This window comes from Streptomyces sp. LUP47B (genome assembly GCF_001746295.1).
GTDB lineage: Bacteria > Actinomycetota > Actinomycetes > Streptomycetales > Streptomycetaceae > Streptomyces.
Window position 1 is genome coordinate 68934 of sequence record NZ_MJAH01000021.1, and the last position, 21205, is coordinate 90138.

22 protein-coding genes and 1 pseudogene are annotated in these 21205 nt (G+C 69.2%); 15 read left to right on the top strand and 8 right to left on the bottom strand.

Going from position 1 to position 21205, the window contains the following annotated elements; genetic code table 11:
* The first annotated feature begins 58 nt into the window (after positions 1-58).
* From atpB to BFN33_RS42400, 9 genes are all read left to right on the top strand, one after another.
* A complete protein-coding gene (gene atpB / locus BFN33_RS42360) occupies positions 59-895 on the top strand; it encodes a F0F1 ATP synthase subunit A (RefSeq protein WP_079141321.1) in 837 nt (278 codons plus the stop codon).
* Positions 896-969: 74 nt separating this feature from the next.
* Complete coding sequence (locus BFN33_RS42365) at positions 970-1206, top strand: ATP synthase subunit C (RefSeq protein ID WP_033285402.1); 237 nt, start codon at positions 970-972, stop codon at positions 1204-1206.
* 41 nt (positions 1207-1247) lie between these two features.
* Positions 1248-1793, top strand: a complete 546-nt coding sequence (locus tag BFN33_RS42370; protein WP_069765556.1) for a F0F1 ATP synthase subunit B — start codon at positions 1248-1250, stop codon at positions 1791-1793.
* Positions 1790-2605 carry a F0F1 ATP synthase subunit delta gene (locus BFN33_RS42375; protein WP_069765557.1) on the top strand — a complete coding sequence of 272 codons (816 nt, stop codon included), beginning with the start codon at positions 1790-1792 and terminating at the stop codon, positions 2603-2605. The genes BFN33_RS42370 and BFN33_RS42375 overlap by 4 nt, the downstream gene beginning before the upstream one ends.
* Positions 2606-2730: 125 nt before the next feature.
* Complete coding sequence (atpA, locus tag BFN33_RS42380; protein ID WP_069765558.1) at positions 2731-4323, top strand: F0F1 ATP synthase subunit alpha; 1593 nt, start codon at positions 2731-2733, stop codon at positions 4321-4323.
* Between the two features lie 20 nt (positions 4324-4343).
* Positions 4344-5261: a F0F1 ATP synthase subunit gamma gene (locus BFN33_RS42385; protein WP_069765559.1), complete on the top strand. Its 918-nt coding sequence runs from the start codon at positions 4344-4346 to the stop codon at positions 5259-5261.
* Positions 5261-6697, top strand: a complete 1437-nt coding sequence (atpD, locus tag BFN33_RS42390; protein ID WP_062045591.1) for a F0F1 ATP synthase subunit beta — start codon at positions 5261-5263, stop codon at positions 6695-6697. The genes BFN33_RS42385 and atpD overlap by 1 nt, the downstream gene beginning before the upstream one ends.
* Before the next feature lie 217 nt (positions 6698-6914).
* Complete coding sequence (locus tag BFN33_RS42395) at positions 6915-7289, top strand: F0F1 ATP synthase subunit epsilon (protein WP_037721615.1); 375 nt, start codon at positions 6915-6917, stop codon at positions 7287-7289.
* Between the two features lie 142 nt (positions 7290-7431).
* Positions 7432-7878, top strand: coding sequence for a DUF2550 domain-containing protein (locus tag BFN33_RS42400; protein WP_069765560.1), 447 nt, complete (start codon positions 7432-7434; stop codon positions 7876-7878).
* Between the two features lie 73 nt (positions 7879-7951).
* On the opposite strand, the gene BFN33_RS42405 is transcribed toward BFN33_RS42400, so the two are convergent.
* From BFN33_RS42405 to BFN33_RS42415, 3 genes are all read right to left on the bottom strand, one after another.
* Positions 7952-9775, bottom strand: a complete 1824-nt coding sequence (locus BFN33_RS42405) for a glycoside hydrolase family 18 chitinase (RefSeq protein WP_069765561.1) — start codon at positions 9773-9775, stop codon at positions 7952-7954.
* A 118-nt stretch (positions 9776-9893) separates the two neighbouring features.
* A complete protein-coding gene (locus BFN33_RS42410; RefSeq protein ID WP_069765562.1) occupies positions 9894-10535 on the bottom strand; it encodes a response regulator transcription factor in 642 nt (213 codons plus the stop codon).
* Positions 10532-11695: a sensor histidine kinase gene (locus BFN33_RS42415; RefSeq protein ID WP_069765563.1), complete on the bottom strand. Its 1164-nt coding sequence runs from the start codon at positions 11693-11695 to the stop codon at positions 10532-10534. Before BFN33_RS42415 ends, BFN33_RS42410 begins: the two co-directional genes overlap by 4 nt.
* Before the next feature lie 150 nt (positions 11696-11845).
* Between BFN33_RS42415 and BFN33_RS42420 the strand changes: the two genes are divergently transcribed.
* The gene (locus BFN33_RS42420; RefSeq protein WP_069765564.1) at positions 11846-12376 is read left to right on the top strand and encodes a hypothetical protein; all 531 of its coding nucleotides are present in this window, start codon (positions 11846-11848) and stop codon (positions 12374-12376) included.
* A 187-nt stretch (positions 12377-12563) separates the two neighbouring features.
* Here BFN33_RS42420 and BFN33_RS52385 read toward each other — a convergent pair.
* From BFN33_RS52385 to BFN33_RS42435, 4 genes and pseudogenes are all read right to left on the bottom strand, one after another.
* Positions 12564-12626 (bottom strand): annotated as a pseudogene (locus BFN33_RS52385) (cob(I)yrinic acid a c-diamide adenosyltransferase); the annotation flags it as partial.
* A 55-nt stretch (positions 12627-12681) separates the two neighbouring features.
* Complete coding sequence (locus tag BFN33_RS42425; RefSeq protein ID WP_069765565.1) at positions 12682-13254, bottom strand: cob(I)yrinic acid a,c-diamide adenosyltransferase; 573 nt, start codon at positions 13252-13254, stop codon at positions 12682-12684.
* A 13-nt stretch (positions 13255-13267) separates the two neighbouring features.
* Complete coding sequence (locus tag BFN33_RS42430) at positions 13268-14017, bottom strand: ABC transporter permease (protein ID WP_069765566.1); 750 nt, start codon at positions 14015-14017, stop codon at positions 13268-13270.
* Between the two features lie 7 nt (positions 14018-14024).
* Complete coding sequence (locus BFN33_RS42435) at positions 14025-14810, bottom strand: ABC transporter ATP-binding protein (RefSeq protein WP_069765567.1); 786 nt, start codon at positions 14808-14810, stop codon at positions 14025-14027.
* Between the two features lie 80 nt (positions 14811-14890).
* Here BFN33_RS42435 and BFN33_RS42440 point away from each other — a divergent pair, with 80 nt between their 5' ends.
* The 4 genes from BFN33_RS42440 to BFN33_RS42455 all read left to right on the top strand — a co-directional run bounded on the left by BFN33_RS42440 (position 14891) and on the right by BFN33_RS42455 (position 19754).
* Positions 14891-15529, top strand: a complete 639-nt coding sequence (locus tag BFN33_RS42440) for a TetR/AcrR family transcriptional regulator (RefSeq protein ID WP_069765568.1) — start codon at positions 14891-14893, stop codon at positions 15527-15529.
* Positions 15530-15669: 140 nt separating this feature from the next.
* Positions 15670-16518 carry a 3-hydroxyacyl-CoA dehydrogenase family protein gene (locus BFN33_RS42445; RefSeq protein ID WP_069765569.1) on the top strand — a complete coding sequence of 283 codons (849 nt, stop codon included), beginning with the start codon at positions 15670-15672 and terminating at the stop codon, positions 16516-16518.
* Positions 16519-16668: 150 nt separating this feature from the next.
* The gene (locus BFN33_RS42450; protein ID WP_031040714.1) at positions 16669-16992 is read left to right on the top strand and encodes an STAS domain-containing protein; all 324 of its coding nucleotides are present in this window, start codon (positions 16669-16671) and stop codon (positions 16990-16992) included.
* A gap of 230 nt (positions 16993-17222) precedes the next feature.
* Positions 17223-19754 carry an ATP-binding protein gene (locus tag BFN33_RS42455; protein WP_069765570.1) on the top strand — a complete coding sequence of 844 codons (2532 nt, stop codon included), beginning with the start codon at positions 17223-17225 and terminating at the stop codon, positions 19752-19754.
* 74 nt (positions 19755-19828) lie between these two features.
* On the opposite strand, the gene nucS is transcribed toward BFN33_RS42455, so the two are convergent.
* Positions 19829-20500, bottom strand: a complete 672-nt coding sequence (gene nucS, locus BFN33_RS42460) for an endonuclease NucS (RefSeq protein WP_069765571.1) — start codon at positions 20498-20500, stop codon at positions 19829-19831.
* Between the two features lie 255 nt (positions 20501-20755).
* Here nucS and BFN33_RS42465 point away from each other — a divergent pair, with 255 nt between their 5' ends.
* Positions 20756-21148 (top strand): SCO5389 family protein, encoded by a 393-nt coding sequence (locus BFN33_RS42465; RefSeq protein ID WP_007384741.1) that lies wholly within the window; start codon positions 20756-20758, stop codon positions 21146-21148.
* Positions 21149-21205: the final 57 nt, after the last annotated feature.

Below are 21205 nucleotides of genomic sequence, written 5' to 3' on the forward strand. Positions count from 1 at the left end.
CCGAACCGCGGCTGCGCGCCGCGCCGACACAACGAGGTTGCCGTACCTATGCGCCACGCTGAAGGAGCCCGCGGTGAGTGCTGACCCGACGCAGGTGCTCGCCTTCGAGACCGATTGCCACATCTTCGACGGTTGTGGCTTCCCGGCACCCGGCCTGCACTCGTTCCTGTTCGAGCCCCTCCTGGGGGACGGCGACAGCAACGTGTACTTCAACAAGCCGATGCTGCTGGCGCTGATCGGCTCGGTCATCGTTGTCGGCTTCTTCTGGGCCGCCTTCCGCAAGCCGAAGGTCGTCCCCGGCAAGCTGCAGATGGTCGCCGAGTCCGGCTACGACTTCATCCGCCGCGGTGTCGTCTACGAGACCATCGGAAAGAAGGAAGGCGAGAAGTACGTACCGCTGGTCGTCTCGCTGTTCTTCTTCATCTGGATGATGAACCTCTGGTCGATCGTCCCGGTCGCCCAGTTCCCGGTGACCTCGATCATCGCGTACCCGATCGTCCTCGCGGCGATCGTCTACATCCTCTGGGTCTCGCTGACGTTCAAGCGGCACGGATTCGTCGGCGCCTTCAAGAACTTCACCGGCTACGACAAGTCGCTCGGCCCGGTTCTCCCGCTGGCCATGACGATCGAGTTCTTCTCCAACCTGCTCGTCCGGCCGTTCACCCACGCCGTGCGACTCTTCGCGAACATGTTCGCGGGACACACCCTGCTGCTGCTCTTCACGATCGCCAGCTGGTACCTGCTCAACGGCATCGGGATCGCCTACGCGGGCGTCTCGTTCATCATGGTGATCGTCATGACGGCCTTCGAGCTGTTCATCCAGGCCCTGCAGGCGTATGTGTTCGTGCTGCTGACCTGCACCTTCATCCAGGGCGCGCTCGCCGAGCACCACTGAGCACCGCCTCCCGAACCCCCCTTGGTGTCCGGCGGCCAACCCCCGCCGGTCCGTACAGATAAGGAAGAATCAGCATGGCTGCCACTGAGACCCTCGCTGCCGTCTCCGGTTCGCTCGGCTCCATCGGCTACGGCCTCGCCGCCATCGGTCCCGGCGTCGGCGTCGGCATCATCTTCGGCAACGGCACCCAGGCTCTTGCCCGTCAGCCCGAAGCTGCCGGCCTGATCCGTGCCAACCAGATCCTCGGCTTCGCCTTCTGTGAGGCGCTCGCCCTCATCGGTCTGGTCATGCCGTTCGTCTACGGCCAGTGATCTGCCGTTCAGCGACAGCCCACTAGACGAAAGGCACTGACATGAGCCAGATGCTCATTCTGGCGGCCGAGGCGAAGGAAAACCCCCTCGTCCCGCCGATCCCCGAGCTCGTCATCGGCCTGATCGCCTTCGTCATCGTCTTCGGCTTCCTCGCCAAGAAGCTCCTCCCGAACATCAACAAGGTTCTGGACGAGCGTCGTGAGGCCATCGAGGGCGGTATCGAGAAGGCCGAGGCCGCGCAGACCGAGGCCCAGAGCGTCCTTGAGCAGTACAAGGCACAGCTCGCCGAGGCCCGCCACGAGGCTGCGCGCCTGCGCCAGGAGGCTCAGGAGCAGGGCGCCACGCTCATCGCCGAGATGCGCGCGGAAGGCCAGCGGCAGCGCGAGGAGATCGTCGCCGCCGGTCACGCGCAGATCGAGGCCGACCGCAAGGCCGCCGCGTCCGCGCTGCGCCAGGACGTCGGCAAGCTCGCCACCGACCTGGCCGGCAAGCTCGTCGGTGAGTCCCTCGAGGACCACGCCCGGCAGAGCCGCGTGATCGACCGCTTCCTCGGTGACCTCGAGGAGAAGGCCGAGGCCGCGCGATGAACGGAGCGAGCCGCGATGCCCTGGCAGCCGCACGCGAGCGTCTCGACGCGCTGACGGACAACACGTCCGTGGACGCCGGCTCGCTCGCCGACGAGCTGGCCGCCGTCACCGCGCTGCTCGACCGCGAGGTGTCGCTGCGTCGGGTCCTGACCGACCCGGCGCAGCCCGGCGAGGCCAAGGCCGAACTGGCCCGGCGCCTGATCGGCACGCAGGTCGGCGGTCCCACCACCGACCTGGTGTCCGGCATGGTGCGCTCCCGCTGGTCGCGCTCGCGTGACCTGGTGGACGCGCTGGAGGAGCTGGCCGACGCCGCCGACCTCACCGCCGCGCAGCAGCGGGGCAAGCTCGACAACGTCGAGGACGAGCTGTTCCGGTTCGGCCGGATCGTCGCCTCGAACACCGAGCTGCGCGCCGCGCTGACCGACCGCGCCGCAACGGCCCCGGCCAAGCGTGGGCTGCTCGGCAGCCTGCTTGGCGGCCGCGCCGATGCGACGACCGAACGTCTGGTGACGCGCCTTGTGGCCGCGCCCCGGGGACGTAGCCTGGAGGCGGGCCTCGAGTCCCTGTCCAAGCTCGCCGCCGAGCGCCGGGACCGCATGGTGGCCGTCGTCACCTCGGCGGTTCCGCTGAGCGACCAGCAGAAGCAGCGTCTGGGCGGTGCCCTGGCGAAGCTCTACGGCCGCCAGATGCACCTCAACCTCGACGTGGACCCCGAGGTCCTCGGCGGGATCCGGGTGCAGGTCGGCGACGAGGTCATCAACGGCTCGATCGCGGACCGCATCGAGGACGCCGGCCGCCGCCTGGCGGGCTGACAGCAACTTCATAGCAGTACGTACTTACGACGGCCCTGGTTGGGCCGTACATGAAGAATCCTGGGGGCCGACCCCAGACCCCCAAAGTGAAACTTCGGGCCCAACAAGGAGAGCAGGGAACCCAGATGGCGGAGCTCACGATCCGGCCGGAGGAGATCCGGGACGCGCTGGAGAACTTCGTCCAGTCGTACAAGCCGGACGCGGCCTCGCGCGAGGAGGTCGGTACGGTCACCCTTGCCGGCGACGGCATCGCGAAGGTCGAGGGTCTGCCCTCGGCCATGGCCAACGAACTGCTGAAGTTCGAGGACGGCACCCTCGGCCTCGCGCTCAACCTGGAAGAGCGCGAGATCGGCTGCGTCGTCCTCGGTGAGTTCAGCGGCATCGAGGAGGGTCAGCCGGTCTCCCGTACCGGTGAGGTCCTCTCCGTGGCCGTCGGCGAGGGCTACCTCGGCCGCGTCGTCGACCCGCTCGGCAACCCGATCGACGGCCTCGGCGAGATCGAGACCAGCGGTCGTCGCGCGCTTGAGCTGCAGGCTCCGGGCGTCATGGCCCGTAAGTCGGTGCACGAGCCGATGGAGACCGGCTACAAGGCCGTCGACGCGATGACCCCGATCGGCCGCGGCCAGCGTCAGCTGGTCATCGGTGACCGTCAGACCGGCAAGACCGCCCTGGCCGTCGACACGATCATCAACCAGCGCGACAACTGGCGTTCCGGCGACCCGAAGAAGCAGGTCCGCTGCGTCTACGTCGCCATCGGTCAGAAGGGCTCGACCATCGCCTCCGTGCGTGGCGCCCTGGAAGAGGCCGGCGCGCTGGAGTACACGACCATCGTCGCCGCCCCGGCGTCCGACCCGGCCGGCTTCAAGTACCTGGCGCCGTACACCGGTTCGGCCATCGGCCAGCAGTGGATGTACGAGGGCAAGCACGTCCTCATCATCTTCGACGACCTCTCGAAGCAGGCCGACGCCTATCGCGCCGTGTCCCTTCTGCTGCGTCGCCCGCCGGGGCGTGAGGCCTACCCGGGTGACGTCTTCTACCTGCACTCCCGTCTGCTGGAGCGCTGCGCCAAGCTCTCCGACGAGCTGGGTGCCGGCTCGATGACCGGTCTGCCGATCGTCGAGACCAAGGCCAACGACGTCTCGGCGTTCATCCCGACCAACGTCATCTCCATCACCGACGGCCAGTGCTTCCTGGAGTCGGACCTGTTCAACGCCGGTCAGCGCCCCGCGCTGAACGTCGGTATCTCCGTCTCCCGAGTCGGTGGTTCCGCGCAGCACAAGGCGATGAAGCAGGTTTCCGGCCGTCTGCGCCTGGACCTCGCGCAGTACCGTGAGCTGGAGGCGTTCGCCGCCTTCGGTTCCGACCTGGACGCCGCGTCGAAGGCGCAGCTGGAGCGCGGTCAGCGACTGGTCGAGCTGCTCAAGCAGGCTCAGTACCAGCCGATGGCCACCGAGGACCAGGTCGTCTCCATCTGGGCGGCCACCACCGGCAAGCTGGACGAGGTCCCGGTCTCCGACATCCGCCGCTTCGAGAAGGAGCTGCTGGAGTACCTGCACCGCAAGGAGCAGGGCCTCATGACCTCCATCAAGGAGGGCGGCAAGATGTCGGACGACACGCTCACCGCCATCGCCGACGGCATCGCGGAGTTCAAGAAGCAGTTCGAGACCTCGGACGGCAAGCTTCTCGGCGAAGACGCGCCGGCCGCCACGGCCAAGTGACGACGGAAGGGACCTGACTCATGGGAGCCCAGCTCCGGGTCTACAAGCGTCGCATCCGATCCGTCACCGCGACCAAGAAGATCACCAAGGCGATGGAGATGATCGCCGCCTCGCGCGTCGTCAAGGCGCAGCGCAAGGTGGCGGCGTCCACGCCGTACGCGCAGGAACTGACGCGTGCGGTCACGGCGGTCGGTACCGGCTCGAACACGAAGCACCCGCTGACCACGCAGGCCGAGACGGTCGTGCGGTCCGCGGTGTTGCTCCTGACGAGCGACCGTGGTCTTGCCGGTGCCTTCAACTCCAGCGCCATCAAGACGGCGGAGAAGCTCACCGAGCGGCTGGAGCGCGAGGGCAAGGAGGTCGAGATCTACATCGTCGGCCGCCGTGGTGTCGCGCACTACAACTTCCGTGAGCGCAAGATCACGGAGTCGTGGGGCGGCTTCACCGACCAGCCCACGTACGCGGACGCCAAGAAGGTCGCGGCGCCGCTGATCGAGGCCATCGAGAAGGACACGGCCGAGGGCGGCGTGGACGAGCTCCACATCGTCTTCACCGAGTTCGTCTCGATGATGACGCAGACGGCGCTCGACGACCGTCTGCTCCCGCTCAGCCTCGAAGACGTGGCGAAGGATGCCGCCCCCCAGGGCGAGATCCTCCCGTTGTACGACTTCGAGCCCTCGGCGGAGGACGTCCTCGACGCCCTTCTGCCGCGCTACGTGGAGAGCCGTATCTACAACGCGCTGCTCCAGTCGGCCGCCTCCAAGCACGCCGCCACGCGGCGCGCGATGAAGTCGGCCACCGACAACGCGGGAGACCTGATCACCAGCCTCTCCCGACTTGCCAACGCGGCCCGCCAGGCCGAAATCACCCAGGAAATCAGCGAGATCGTCGGCGGCTCCGCAGCCCTGGCCGACGCGTCCGCGGGGAGTGACAGGTAATGACGACGACAGTTGAGACGGCCGTTGCCACGGGCCGCGTCGCCCGGGTCATCGGCCCGGTCGTCGACGTGGAGTTCCCCGTCGACGCGATGCCGGAGATCTACAACGCTCTGCACGTCGAGGTGGCCGACCCGGCCCTCGACGGCGCGAAGAAGACGCTGACCCTGGAGGTCGCCCAGCACCTGGGTGACGGCCTGGTCCGCACCATCTCCATGCAGCCCACCGACGGTCTGGTCCGCCAGGCCGCGGTCACCGACACGGGTGCCTCCATCACCGTGCCGGTCGGCGACTTCACCAAGGGCAAGGTGTTCAACACCCTCGGTGAGGTGCTGAACACCGACGAGAAGTACGAGGGCGAGCGCTGGGGCATCCACCGCAAGGCTCCGAACTTCGACGAGCTCGAGTCGAAGACCGAGATGTTCGAGACCGGCGTCAAGGTCATCGACCTTCTCACCCCGTACGTCAAGGGTGGAAAGATCGGTCTGTTCGGTGGTGCCGGCGTCGGCAAGACGGTGCTCATCCAGGAGATGATCTACCGCGTCGCCAACAACCACGACGGTGTCTCCGTGTTCGCCGGTGTCGGTGAGCGCACGCGTGAGGGCAACGACCTCATCGAGGAGATGGCGGAGTCGGGCGTCATCGACAAGACCGCGCTGGTCTTCGGTCAGATGGACGAGCCCCCGGGCACCCGTCTGCGCGTGGCCCTCGCCGGTCTGACCATGGCGGAGTACTTCCGCGATGTGCAGAAGCAGGACGTGCTGTTCTTCATCGACAACATCTTCCGCTTCACGCAGGCCGGTTCCGAGGTCTCGACCCTGCTCGGCCGGATGCCCTCCGCGGTGGGCTACCAGCCGAACCTGGCCGACGAGATGGGTCTCCTCCAGGAGCGCATCACCTCGACCCGTGGTCACTCGATCACCTCGATGCAGGCGATCTACGTCCCCGCGGACGACCTGACCGACCCGGCCCCGGCCACCACGTTCGCCCACCTCGACGCGACGACGGTGCTGTCCCGTCCGATCTCCGAGAAGGGCATCTACCCGGCCGTGGACCCGCTGGACTCCACGTCCCGGATCCTGGACCCGCGCTACATCTCGGCGGACCACTACAACACGGCCATGCGTGTCAAGGGGGTCCTGCAGAAGTACAAGGACCTCCAGGACATCATCGCGATCCTGGGTATCGACGAGCTCGGCGAGGAGGACAAGCTGGTCGTCCAGCGTGCCCGCCGCGTGGAGCGCTTCCTGTCCCAGAACACCCACGTCGCCAAGCAGTTCACCGGCGTGGACGGCTCGGACGTGCCGCTGGACGAGTCGATCACCGCGTTCAACGCGATCATCGACGGCGACTACGACCACTTCCCGGAGCAGGCGTTCTTCCTGTGCGGTGGCATCGAGGACCTCAAGGCCAACGCCAAGGAGCTCGGCGTCTCCTGAAGCCACTGAGTTCTGAGTGAACCCTGTGGTTCACGCTTGAGGGGGCGGGGTACGTCCCGCCCCCTCATTCACGCCCACTGCCGCATCTCCTGGGGGACAACCCCCAGACCCCCGGCCGCGTTCCGGGGTGGGCCCCGACACCTTGGTGCTCGGCGCCCTACTAGACTTGCCAATAACACCCGGCGATGAGAGTCGGGTGGTGACCCGAGGAGCCACCTTGGCTGCTGAGCTGCACGTCGCGCTGGTCGCGGCCGACCGAGAGGTCTGGTCCGGCGAGGCCACCCTGGTCGTCGCGCGCACCACGTCCGGCGACATCGGCGTCATGCCCGGTCACCAGCCGCTGCTCGGTGTGCTGGAGTCGGGCCCGGTGACCATCCGTACGAGTGATGGTGGAACGGTCGTCGCCGCGGTGCACGGCGGTTTCATCTCGTTCGCGGACAACAAGCTGTCGCTGCTGGCCGAGATCGCCGAGCTGTCGGACGAGATCGACGTCCAGCGCGCGGAGCGGGAGCTGGAGCGCGCGAAGGCGGAGGGCGACGCCGCCGCCGAGCGTCGCGCGGACGTACGACTGCGTGCGGCGACGTCGCGCTGAACCAGCGCGGAGCCGTATGACGTTCCTCAGCCGCGGCCGGCACCGGAGTGATCCGGAGCCGGTCGCGGCTGAGGCAGATCTGGATGTTTTTTCCGTTCCGTTACCTATTGAAGGTACCTAGGAGACGAGGAGGTCGGTGTCGATGGTCCTCGCTCTGACTGTGTGCGGAATCGTCGTGGCCCTGGTGGTGCTGGGGCTGTTCGTCTTCGGTCTGCGGCGCAGACTCATCCAGCGCTCCGGCGGCACCTTCGACTGTTCCCTGCGCTGGGACGTGCCGGAGAAGACCGACACCAGCGGCAAAGGCTGGAGCTACGGCGTCGCCCGCTACAACGGTGACCGCGTCGAGTGGTACCGCGTCTTCTCCTACGCCTATCGCCCGCGCCGGGTGCTGGAGCGCGCCGCGATCGAGGTCGCCGGCCGCCGTCTCCCCGACGGGGAGGAGGAGATGGCCCTCCTCTCCGACGCCGTGATCCTGACCTGTGTGCACCGGGGCACGCGTCTCGAACTCGCCATGAGCGACGACGCGCTGACCGGTTTCCTCGCGTGGCTGGAGGCAGCCCCGCCCGGACAGCGAGTGAATGTGGCGTAGCCACATTCACTCGCTGGGTGGGGGTCCCCCCGGACGAAGTCTGGGGGAGCGTCAATGTCGCTTGGCGACCCGGTTACGACAGTCCGCTGTTGATGGCGCTCACCAGCTCTCCGTTGCCCGTGTCGCCGCTGAACTCCCAGAAGAACGCGCCGCCCAGGCCCTGGTTCTTGGCCCAGGTCATCTTGCCGGCGATGGTCGCTGGGGTGTCGTAGGACCACCAGTTGTTGCCGCAGTAGGCGTAGGCCGTGCCCGCGACGGTGCCGGTGGTGGGGCAGGACGTCTTGAGGACCTTGTAGTCCTCGATGCCCGCCTCGTAGGTGCCGGGTGCCGCGCCGGTCGCCGAGCCTCCGGGAGCGGCCTGGGTGACGCCGGTCCAGCCGCGGCCGTAGAAGCCGATGCCGAGCAGCAGCTTGTTCGAGGCGACGCCCTTCGACTTCAGCTTGGCGATCGCGTCGGCCGAGTTGAAGCCCGCCTGCGGGATGCCGGCGTACGACGTCAGCGGCGAGTGCGGGGCGGTCGGGCCCTGGGCGTTGAAGGCACCGAAGTAGTCGTACGTCATCACGTTGTACCAGTCGACGTACTGGGAGGCGCCGCCGTAGTCGGCGGCGTCGAGCTTGCCGCCGGAGGAGCCGTCGGCCGTGATGGCCGCGGTGACCAGGTAGTTGGAGCCGAACTCCGAACGCAGCGCTCCCATCAGGTTCTTGAAGGCGGCGGCCCCGCTGGTGTCGCAGGTCAGACCGCAGGCGTTCGGGTACTCCCAGTCGATGTCGATGCCGTCGAAGACGTCCGCCCAGCGCGGGTCCTCGATGACCGACTTGCAGGAGGCGGCGAAGGCGGCGGGGTTGGCCGCGGCCTGCGCGAAGCCGCCGGAGTAGGTCCAGCCGCCGAAGGAGTAGAGGATCTTGATGTTCGGGTACTTGGCCTTGAGCTCACGCAGCTGGTTGAAGTTGCCGCGCAGCGGCTGGTCCCAGGTGTCGGCGGCGCCCGAGACCGACTGGTCGGCGGTGTACGCCTTGTCGTAGGCGGCGTAGGTGTCGTCGACGACGCACTTGCCGTCCTTGACGTTGCCGAAGGCGTAGTTGATGTGCGTGATCTTCGAGGCGGAGCCCGAGGTCACCAGGTTCTTGACGTGGTAGTTGCGGCCGTAGACGCCCCACTCGGTGAAGTAGCCGAGCTTGACCTTGGAGCCGGTGGGCGGCGGGTCGGTGGTGCCGCCGGTGGTGTGCACGGCGACCGCGCCGCTTGCGGGTCCCGTCTGGTCGGCGGTGTCACGGGCCTGGACCGTGTAGGAGTAGTCGCTGCCGGCGGTCAGACCGGTGTCCGTGTACGAGGTCGTCGTCACGGTCGCCACCTTGGCACCGTCGCGCAGCACGTCGTAGTTCTTGACGCCCTTGTCGTCGGTGGCCGCGCTCCAGGCCAGCTTCACCGAGGTGTCGGTGATACCGGAGGCGGTGGGGGTGCCGGGGGCGGACGGTGCCGCGTCCCCCGGAGTGGAGCCGCCGTCACAACTGCCGCCGTTGAGCTTGCAGCCCGACGGGGAGCCGGAGCCGGTGCCGTTGAAGCCGAAGGAGACGGAGGCGCCGGGGGCGAGGGTGCCGTTCCAGGACTTGTTCTTGGCGGTCCAGTGGGTGCCGGAGGAGGTGACGTCGGCGTCCCAGGCGGAGGTGACGGAGGTGCCGGAGGGGAAGTCCCACTCGACGGTCCAGGAACTGAGGCTGGTGGTCCCGGTGTTCTTCACCGTCCACTTGCCTTCGAAGCCGGTGCCCCAGTCCTGGGTCTTGGCGTAGGTGGCGGTGGCGGTGCTCGCGGCCTGGGCGGGGCTCGCGAGGCCGACCAGGCCGGCGATGGGGAGCAACAGCGTCGCGAACCCTGCCGCGGCTCTGTGTCTGAAGCGCATGGTGCGCCTCCTAGGGGAGTTGGGGGCGTGACTGAGCCTTCACACCCACGGTGCCGCGAGAATAGAAAGGTCTGGACCACAGGTCAATAGGTCTGGACCACTCTGGTGCAAGACGCAACTAGACGCCCAACTCCTGTGCCAGTACGGCTGCTTGCACCCGACTGCGCAGCTCCAGCTTCCCCAGCAGACGGCTGACGTGCGTCTTCACCGTGGCCTCCGCCATGTCGAGGCGGCCGGCGATCGCGGCGTTGGACAGGCCCTCCCCGAGACAGGACAGCACCTCGCGTTCCCGGCGGGTGAGGGTGTCCAGGACCGCCGGGTCGGCGCTCGTCCCGCGGACCGGCCTGGCGGCGAACTCGGCGATCAGACGCCGGGTGACGGCAGGGGTGACGATTCCCTCGCCCCGCGCCACCGTGTGCACGGCGGTGATGAGGTCCTTGGCCTCCGTGTTCTTCAGCAGGAAACCGGCGGCCCCGGCCCGCAGGGCCCCGAACACGTACTCGTCGAGATCGAAGGTGGTCAGCACCAGGACGTCCGCGAGCCCTTCCCCGACGACCTGCCGCGTCGCCGACACCCCGTCCAGGCGCGGCATCTGAACGTCCATCAGCACGAGGTCCGGCCGCAGCTCGCGGGCCAGCGCCACCGCCTGTTCACCGTCCGCCGCCTCGCCGACCACCTCGATGCCGGGGGCGCTGCGCAGAATGAGGACCAGCCCGGCGCGGACGGCGGACTGGTCCTCGGCGACGAGGACGCGGATCATTCGGGGACTCCTTCACGCAGGGGCAGGGTGGCGCGTACCGTCCAGTGCGGCCCGTCGGGACCGGCGTCGAACGTGCCGCCGAGCAACGCGGCCCGCTCGCGCATCCCGACCAGCCCGGCGCCGGAGCCGGGGGCGCGGGGTCCGTCCCGGTCGCCGTACGGACTGCTCACCGTGACGGTCAGCTCGCCGTCCCGCTGGGCGAGGCCCACCGTGACCCGGCCCGGACACGCGTGCTTGAGGGCGTTGGTCAGGGACTCCTGCACGATGCGGTAGGCGGCGAGTTCGACGGGAGCGGGCACGGCGTCGTGGTGGCGGGCGTCCAGAGTGGCGTCCAGGCCGTTGGCGCGGGCGCCGTCGACGAGGGCGGTGAGACCGTCGAGGGTCGGGACGGCGGCGGGCTCGTGGTCGCCGGCGCGCAGGATGCCGATCAGCCGGCGCATCTCGGCGAGCCCGTCGACGCTGTTCTCCCGGATCACCGAGAGGGCCTCCCGGGAGGTCGCGGGGTCGTCGATGGACAGCGCGGCCGTGGAGTGGATGGCGATCGCCGACAGATGGTTGGCCACCATGTCGTGCAACTCCCGTGCCATTCGGGCGCGTTCGGCGGTGACGGCCTGGGCGCGGTCCATCTCGGCGAGCAGTGCGGTCTGTTCGGCACGCAGCCGGGCGGCCTCGGCGGCGTCACGGTGGTTGCGCACGATCCACCCGGTGGCGGCGGGCGCGTACGCCACGACCCCGACGACCACACCGATCAGCAGCGCCTCCGGCACCCGCCACACCGCGAACGGCACCAGCGTCCCGGCCACGGTCAGCAGCCCGGTGATCCACTGGATGCGGCGGGCCGAGGCGAGGGGGCCGTACAGCACGGCCGCGTAGACGACGTCGGTGAACATCAGGATCGTGGCGAGATTGCCCTGGGTCACGAGGTCGGCGCAGATCGCCACGGTGCCGGTCAGCAGGGCCGTGCGGGGCGCCGTCCGGCGCATCAGTTCGCAACCGGCCAGCACGGTGAGCGGTACGAGGACCGGCCAGGGGCCGTCGAAGAGGGTGATCGGGTCACTGGACGGCCGAGTGCCCAGGCCGATGCCCACCAGCAGCAGACCGCCGAGCAGGCTTCCGACCGCGATGTACACGTCGAAGCGGTGCGGGCGGGGGAGGGCCATGACTCCATCCAACACGGTGTCCGCACACCGCGCGTGATGCCCGGGAACGGTCCTGGACTGCATCTTTCGATGTACGGCGGTTTCGTCACCGGCGACGAAGAAAGGGACCGCGCGCGCCGGGAGCCTGGAGAACGGACGAAAGGAGCTGTCGTGATCGTCGCACTGATCGTCGCGTGTGAGGTGGCCTTCTGGGTGCTGCTGGCAGCCGGGCTGACCTTCCGCTACGGGCTGCGCATGCCGCGCGTCGGGCTGGCCCTGCTGCTGTGCGAGCCGTTGCTGGAGCTCGTGCTGTTCGCGGTCACCGCGATCGACCTCAGGAACGGTGCCGAGCCCGACTGGAGGCACGGCCTGGCCGCCGTCTACATCGGTTTCACCGTGGGCCTCGGTCACTCCACGATCAAGTGGGCGGACGCCCGGGTCGCCCACCGGTTCGCGGGTGGCCCGCCGCCGGTGCGGCCGCCGAGGTACGGCACGGCCCGCGCCGTTCACGAGTGGAAGGTCGCGGGCCGCTGGATCCTCGCCGCGGTGGTCGCCGTGGCTCTGCTCCAAGCCGCGGTCTGGTGCGTCGGCGACGGGCAGACCGACTCGCTGCGCGCCTGGCAGCAACGCATGCTCTGGCTGATCGGCATCAACCTGGTCATCGCCGGCAACTACACGCTGTTCCCCAAGCGCGAGCGCTGACGCTCCCCGCCCGGGCCCCAGAGCACGTCGCCGACGTCCTTGTTGGCCGGACGGGAGTCGTTGCTGGCGTTCGCCGCCAGGCACCCACAGGACGTCGCCGACCTCCTTGTTGGCCGTGCGGGCAAGAATGCTGCATCTTCCGGGGGGGGCGACCCCCGGACCCCCGGCCGGACGGGAGTCGTTGCTGGCGTTCGCCGCCAGGTACCCACAGGACGTCGCCGACCTCCTTGTTGGCCGTGCGGGCAAGAATGCTGCATCTTCCGGGGGGGGCGACCCCCGGACCCCCGGCCGGACGGGAGTCGTTGCTAGCGTTCGCCGCCAGGTACCCACAGGACGTCGCCGACATTCTTGTTGGCCGTACGGGCAAGAATGAAGAGCAGGTCCGACAGGCGGTTCAGGTAGGTCGCCGTGAGCGGATTCATGTGGTCTCCGTGGACCTCCAGCGCCGCCCACGTCGAGCGCTCGGCGCGGCGTACGACCGTGCAGGCCTGGTGGAGCAGGGCCGCGCCCGGGGTGCCGCCCGGCAGGATGAAGGAGCGGAGCTTCTCCAGCCGCTCGTTGAAGCGGTCGCAGTCCGCCTCCAGCTTGTCGACGTAGAACTGCTCGACACGCAGGGGCGGGAACTGGGGATTCTCGACGACCGGCGTCGAGAGATCGGCTCCGACGTCGAACAGGTCGTTCTGTACACGGGTGAGGACCTTGACGACCTCCTCCTCGAGGCCGCCCAGGGCGATCGCCGTGCCGATCACCGCGTTCGCCTCGTTGGCGTCCGCGTAGGCGGAGATCCGCGGATCGGTCTTGGCGACCCTGCTCATGTCGCCGAGGGCGGTGGTGCCCTGGTCGCCGGTCCTGGTGTAGATGCGCGTCAGATTGACCATGAGGTCAGCGTAGTTACGCCCCGGACGTCCGGAAGACCCGTGTGCCCACCGTCACGGCGAGTCCCGCGAGGGCCACGGCGACCACGACGCCGTACAGCATGTGAGGCGTCGCGTAGGAGCCGACGTACGCGTCCCGCATGGCGTCCACCAGATAGCGCAGCGGCATGACGTGGGAGAAGACGTCCAGCCAGGACGGGCCGAGGGTCATCGGGAGCATGAGGCCGGACAGCAGCATCGACGGCATCGACACGGCGTTGATCAGCGGGCCGAACTCCTGGGGTGTACGGACCTTCATCGCCAGCGCGTACGACAGCGAGGCCAGCGAGACGGTCAGCAGGGCGACGAACGCGAAGCCGATCAGCACCCCGGCCAGCGGGGCCCGGAGCCCCATCGCCACCGCGGCGAGGACCAGCAGCACTGCCTGGAAGACGAACACCGTGGCGTCGCGCAGCACCCGGCCCAGGAGCAGGGCGAGCCGGCTCACGGGGGTGACCCGCATCCGCTCCACCACGCCCTGGCTCTTCTCGATGATGATCAGGAAGCCGGCGAACAGCGCCCCGAACAGCCCCAGTTGGAGCAGCAGCCCGGGCACGAGGACCTGCCAGGAGCTACCCCGTCCGCCGAGCGGCAGATCGGTGAGCAGCGGGCCGAAGAACAGCAGATACAGCAGCGGCGTCAGCACGCCGAAGAGCAGGGCGATGCGGGAGCGGAGCGACTGGCGGAGGTAGCGGCCGTAGATGAGAGCGGTGTCCTGGAGAAGCATGGGGTCCCTATACGGCTACGGGGGCGGCGTCGGTCGGCGTGGCGCTGCGGCCGGTGATCGCGAGGAAGGTGTCCTGGAGCGAGGCGTCGATCGAGCCCGCGAACTCCAGCTTCAGCTTGGCCGGTGTGCCCTCCGCCACGACCACGCCCTGATCGACGATCACCAGACGGTCGGAAAGGGCGTCGGCCTCGTCGAGGTAGTGGGTGGTCAGGAAGACGGTCGTGCCGTACTCGTCGCGCAGACGGCGGATCAGCTCCCACAGGTCGGCGCGGCTGGCGGGGTCGAGTCCGGTGGTCGGCTCGTCGAGGAACAGCACCTTCGGTCGGTGCGTGAGTGCCATCGCGATGTCCAGTCGGCGGCGCTGGCCGCCGGAGAGCGTGCCGCACCTGCGGTCGAGCAGCTCGGTGAGGCCGAGGTCGCGCGCCAGCTCCGCGGTGCGCGCGATGGCCTGGTCCTTTGTCAGCCGGTAGAGCCGCCCCTGCGTGACCAGTTCCTCCCGCACGGAGATCTGGGGATCCACCCCGCCCGACTGGGCCACGTATCCGCACGCCCGCCGCACCCCCGCGGCGTCGGTCGCGAGGTCGCAGCCGGCGACGGTGGCCGCGCCGCCGGTGGGTGCCAACAGGGTCGTGAGCATCCGCAGGGTGGTCGTCTTCCCGGCGCCGTTCGGGCCCAGGAAGCCGAGGATCTCGCCCTCGCGGACGGTGAGATCGATACCGCGGACGGCCTCGACGGGGCCGTGCTTGGTCTGGAAGGCGCGGGCCAGTCCGGCCGCGCTGATGACGGTAGCCATGAAGCCAGAAAAACAGAGTCCCTGAAATTTTGCAATGGCTCCAAAAATCAAGGAAGCCCAAGAACGGTTAGGATCGGGACATGGCAGAGGGGCTCAGGGAGCGGAAGAAGCGGCAGACCCGGCAGTACATCTCGGACGTCGCGACCGGCCTGTTCATCGAGCGGGGGTTCGACGCGGTGACCGTCGCCGAGATCGCTGACGCCGCGAACGTCTCCGTCAACACCGTCTACAACTACTTCCCGGCCAAGGAGGACCTCTTCCTCGACCGCAGCAAGGGCATCGTCGACCGGCTCTCGCGCTGGGTGCGCGGCCGGGACGTCGGGGAGTCGGCGGCCGCGGCCGTACTGAGGGAGTTGCGCGGCGAGGTCGAGGCGGTGTCGCCGCGGGTCGGCCTGCTGGCGGGCTACGACCGCTTCATGCGGGTCGTCCAGGACGCGCCGACGCTCCGCTCCCGGCTGTGGAGCATCCAGCAGGAGGTCCAGGAGAACCTGGAGACGACCCTGCGCGAGGAGACCGGCGCCGCGCCCGGCGATCCGCTGCCCGCTCTGATCGCCGGTCAGATCAACTGGCTCCACCAGACGGTCATGGGCAGCATCGGACGGGAGATGGTCGCCGGGCGCAAACCGGACGAAGTGTCACGAGAGACGCTCGCGCTTCTCGACGACATGGAGGAGTTGTTGAGCGATAAGGTGCTCAACTACGCCGTACGAGACCACTAGTGACGCCTGCCGGTGTGACGTCCGTCAGATGAGACGTGACGCGCATTACTAACCGGCCACACAGCACCTCACGAGCGCTAGGGTCCGCCGAAGAGGCAACGTAAACAGGGTGTAAGGCGTTTCAAAGGGGAGTCGCAACAGTGGCACGGAAGCTCGCCGTCATCGGCGCCGGCTTGATGGGTTCCGGCATCGCCCAGGTCTCCGCCCAGGCGGGTTGGGACGTGGTCCTGAGGGACGTCACCGAAGAGGCGCTGAAGCGCGGCACCGACGGTATCAAAGCTTCGTACGACAAGTTCGTGAGCAAGGGCAAGCTGGAGGCGCACGACGCCGACGCCGCCCTCGCCCGGATCACCGCGACCACCGACCTGGACGCGGCCGCCGACGCCGACATCGTCGTCGAGGCCGTCTTCGAGAAGCTCGAGGTCAAGCACGAGATCTTCCGCGCGCTCGACAAGATCGTCCGTGCGGACGCCGTGCTCGCCTCCAACACCTCCGCGATCCCGATCACCAAGATCGCGGCGGCCACCGAGCGCCCGGAGCGCGTCGTCGGCGTGCACTTCTTCTCGCCGGTGCCGATGATGCAGCTCGTCGAGCTGGTCCGCGGCTACAAGACGAGCGACGAAACCCTCGCCACCGCGCGGGAGTTCGCCGAGTCGGTCGGCAAGACCTGCATCGTCGTGAACAGGGACGTCGCGGGGTTCGTGACCACCCGTCTCATCTCCGCCCTCGTCGTCGAGGCGACCAAGCTCTACGAGTCGGGCGTCGCGACCGCCGAGGACATCGACCTCGCCTGCAAGCTGGGCTTCGGCCACGCCATGGGACCGCTCGCCACGGCGGACCTGACCGGCGTCGACATCCTGCTGCACGCCACCAGCAACATCTACACCGAGTCCCAGGACGAGAAGTTCGCCCCGCCGGAGCTGATGCGCCGGATGGTGGACGCCGGTGACATCGGACGCAAGAGCGGGCAGGGCTTCTACAAGCACTGAAACCGCACAAGCCCCTCGGGTTTCACACCGAAGGGTGAATTCGGTATCGGTTCGCTCACAGACGGCAACCTCTGACCGCCCAACGCAGTCAGAGGTGTCATCACTGGACATCAGATCGTGGAGTACTACACGCACTCACGGGGAGCGCATATGTACATCAGGGGCGACCACGCCGAGCTGGTCGTCGGGGGCCGCCTCGACGTCCGCAGCGCGGCGGACGCCCGTACGGTCCTGCACTCGGCCGTCGACGACGGAGTCGGAGACCTGGTGCTGGACCTGTCCGAGCTGGATTCCTGGGACGCCACCGGGCTCGGGGTGATCATGGGAGCACACCGCAGGGCCGGCCGCTGCGGTCGCCGACTGGTGCTGCGCGACGTACCGCCGCAGATGCAGCGCCTCCTGGTCGCCACCCGGCTGCACCGGATCCTGGCGATCGAGGGCGGCATCGGGGTGGAGTCACTGCCCCGCGTGTGACCCCGGCCACCCAGGCGAAACGTATCCCGCGCGCAATCCTCACGAGACTGTGACGTCTCGGACGGCGCGGGACCCCGGGCTGTCGTAGATACTGAGCGAAGGTTTAGGGTTCGGTCGCCCGCTGTCTGCATCCCTTCCAGCGGGCCCGGACCAGAAGCGACAGCGCAGTGTGCTGCAGGCCGGGAGGGGCCACTGACGGCACACGAGACGCTTTTGGGGGGCTTGAACCTATGGACCCGAACAACCGGGGACCCGAGGAGTACGGCCATGACGACGACGGTGGCTCGCCGCGTCAGCGGCCTCCCAGGGACTCCCTCACATCGGACTTCGGCCAGCACTCGCCCGCACTCGCTCGCACCGTGCAGCTCGTCGCCGGTGACTTCCTGCTCACCGTCAATCCCGTCGACGGCAGCGAGATAGAGGCCTGCCCGCCCGGCGAGCGGCCCGGACGGCCCGAGAGATACAGCGCCGCCGAACGCGCCGAGGTGGACCGGGCGGCCCGCCCGCCGGTCCCGCCCGGACCGACCCGCACCCCGCTGTCGCTCCTGGCCCGCCAGGACGAGCGCGAACGACTCGTGCGGCTGCTCGCCCGAGGCCGCTCGGTACGCCTGACCGGCCCCGCCGGCTCCGGCCGCACCAGCCTCCTCGACCTCGTCGCCGAGGACTGCGCGGACCTCGCCCCCGACGGAGTGGTCCGCCTCACCGGCTTCCACCGCACGGCGAGCGAGCTGCTGTACGACCTCTTCTACGCCGTCTTCAGCTCGCCCCTGCACCGACCCGACCGGGACGAGCTGCTCGCCTTGGTCCGGGAGGTCGGCGCGGTCGTCGTCCTCGACGACATCGAGTTCGGCGGCGCGGCCCTCGACGAACTGCTGGACGCCACTCCCGAGTGCGCGTTCGTGATCGGCGCCACGCCCGACGTGCCCGCGCCCTCGGCCGACTCCGCCGTCGAGGAGATCTTCCTCAGCGGCCTGGAGCGCGCCGACGGTGTGGAGCTCCTGGAGCGTTCCGTCGGCCGGGTGCTGACGGAAGAGGAGTCGAACTGGGCGGGCGACCTCTGGTTCGAGTCCGAGGGGCTGCCCCTGCGCTTCGTCCAGGCGGGTGCTCTGCTCAGGCAGCGCGACCGGATGCGGGCCGGGGCGAACGCCGTCGACGAGTTCGGCGTCTTCGCGGACGCGGCCCCGGTCGACGCCCAGCTCGCTCCCGACGAGGGCGAGGAGATACCCCTGCCCGCACTCGGCGAGGCCGCGGCACCGGCCCCGCTGCTCGCTTCCCGGCTGAGCGAGTCCGCGCGCGCCACCCTGCGGTTCGCCGTCGCGCTCGGCGGCGAGGTGCCCCACCAGGCGCACCTGCCCGCACTGGTCGGCGACACCCACGCGGACGCCGCACTCGGCGAGCTCGCGCACTGCGGTCTGGTCTCCCCGGTCGGCTCCCGCTACCGGCTCGCCGCCGGTGTCCTCACCCAGCTGGAGGCCGCCGGATACGGCGACGACATCCAGACCCCCGCCCTCACCGCCGCCCAGCACTACGGCTGGTGGGCCGGACACCCCTCGGTCACCCCCGAGCGGGTGTGCGCCGAGGCCGACGCCCTGCTCGCCGCCCTCGCCGTCCTGGTCCCGGCGACCACCGCGCCCATCGAGGGCGAGGAGGTCACCACCGTGCAGTTGGCCCGCACCGCGGCGCCCGCGTTCGCCGCCGGCGGCCACTGGGGGGCCTGGGAGCGTTCTCTGCGGGCCGGTTCCGAGGCCTCCCGGCTGGCCGGTGAGGTGTCCGAACAGGCCTACTTCCACCACGAGCTCGGCATCCTCGCGCTCTGCGGCGGACAGCTCGACCGGGCCCGCGCCGAGCTGGAGGCCTCCATCGGCCTGCGCGGCGCCCTCGCCGACAAGCGCGGCACCGTCGCGGGCCGCCGCGCCCTCACCCTGGTCTCCGACCGGGACGGCACCGCGCCCGGCCTGGCCGGCCTCGGCGCGATGGCGGGCGAGGAGATACCCGACGCCCGGTACGACGAGTCCGCCTCACCGCCCGGGGGTGTCCCCGCGGCCTTCCCGCCGCTCCAGCCGCCGGCCGAGTCGCAGACCATCGTCGTCCACCGCTCGCCCTCCACGCCCGCGCCCTCGCGCAAGGCCCGGGGCGGACTCAAGGGCCTCGCCAAGCGCAACCTCGTCGCGGCCGGCGCGGGTGCGCTGCTGGTCGCGGTGCTCGGTACGGTCGTGACGCTGGGCGCCACCTCCGACAACGACCCGAACTCCCCGTCCAACGAGGTGGGCGTCAACCCGTCGGCCAGCGTCGGCATCGACGACGGCAACCTCGGCGCGGACGTCCCGAAGAGCGACGACGGCAAGGGCGACACGGGTACGGCCACGTCCCGCCCGACCGACCCGGGACCCGATGGGACGTGGGGGACTTCGGACGATCCGACGCCCACGGATGCGGCGGAGCCTTCGGACAAGCCGAGTGGGACGCAGCGCCCGGGGAGCGGCACGCCGAGTTCGCCGAAGCCGACGACCCCCAAGCCGTCGACGACGAAGCCGTCGACACCGTCCACGCCAACGGGTTCCGGGTCCCCGTCGTCGCCGCCGTCCGGCACGTCGGAACCGCCGTCGAGCACGCCCACGGCCACCCCGACCAATACGACCCCCACCAACTCCAACTCGGCCAGCGGCCCCGCCTCCACCACCCCGGTGGAGACCAGCAGCTCCGCCAGTGCCCCGCAGAGCAGCGCGGTGAACTCGCCGAGCAGCTCGGCGCAGGTCATCTGACGCACAGCGCGACACAAGAGGGCCGGGTCCACGTATCGGACCCGGCCCTCGTCGTCGTAGAGGAAGTGGCGCTGTCAGAACAGCCGCAGTTTGTCGTCCTCGATGCCCCGCAGCGCGTTGTAGTCCATGACGTGGCAGCCGATGCCGCGGTCGGTGGCGAGGACACGGGCCTGGGGCTTGATCTCCTGGGCGGCGAAGATGCCGCGGACCGGGGCCAGATGGGGGTCCCGGTTCAACAGGTCGAGGTAGCGGGTGAGTTGCTCGACGCCGTCGATCTCGCCGCGCCGCTTGATCTCCACCGCGACCGTCTGGCCGTCGGCGTCCCGGCACAGGATGTCGACCGGGCCGATGGCCGTCATGTACTCGCGGCGGATCAGGGTGTAGCCGTCGCCGAGCGTTTCGATGCGGTCGGCGAGCAGCTCCTGAAGGTGTGCTTCCACGCCGTCCTTGATCAGGCCGGGGTCCACGCCCAGTTCGTGCGAGGAATCGTGGAGGACTTCCTCCATCGTGATGATGAGCTTCTCGCCCGCCTTGTTGATGACGGTCCAGACGCCTTCCTCGTCGCCGGTCCCCTCCTTCAACGTGCAGGGCGGCGACATCCAGTTCAGGGGCTTGTAGGCCCGGTCGTCGGCGTGGATGGAGACGCTGCCGTCGGCCTTCACCAGGATCAGACGGGGGGCCGAGGGCAGGTGGGCGGTGAGCCGGCCCGCGTAGTCGACGGAACACCGGGCAATGACGAGACGCATGGTCGGCAACGCTACTCGACGGGCGCATGTCCACGCGATTCGGCCCGTAAGGCTGTGGAGAAACCCTGTTCACTTGTGGCCGATTGTGGGCCTGTTGGGAGTGCCCTTTGTTCGCATTCTCCTGGTGCCGTCACCGGCGGTTGCCTACCGTAGTAAACGGGAGGTCGCGAGGCGTGTACTGAGCGTGTCCGGCAGCGCGAACTCCCTCATCTGTCCGGCAACCCCTGAGAAATCGGGGGTGCGAGAGGAGAACCCATGTCGCTCGACGTCTCACCGGCCCTACTCGAGAAGGCCGAGCGAGGCGAGGTCGACGAAGCGGAATTCGTCGACTGCGTCCGGACCTCCCTGCCCTACGCATGGGAGATGATCAGCTCCCTGGTGGCCCAGCTGAAGGTGGACGGCGGCAACTTCGCCGACAACCAGACGCCCCCGCCGGACGAGCAGGCACGCGGTCAGCTGCTGCGTGCGCTTGCGAGTGACGCGATACGCGGCGCGCTGCAGCGGCACTTCGGTGTGCGGCTGGCCTTCCAGAACTGCCACCGGGTGGCGGTGTTCCCGTTGGACTCCTCGGTCGACGAGACGCTGGTCCGCTTCACCTCGGTGCGCAGTCAGCTGCTGAACCAGTCTCCGGAGTTCCGGGACTGCTGAGGCGGTGCCGCTTGCTTGCCGCTCCGTACGCGGGAGGTGCATCAGTACCGGGGCGGC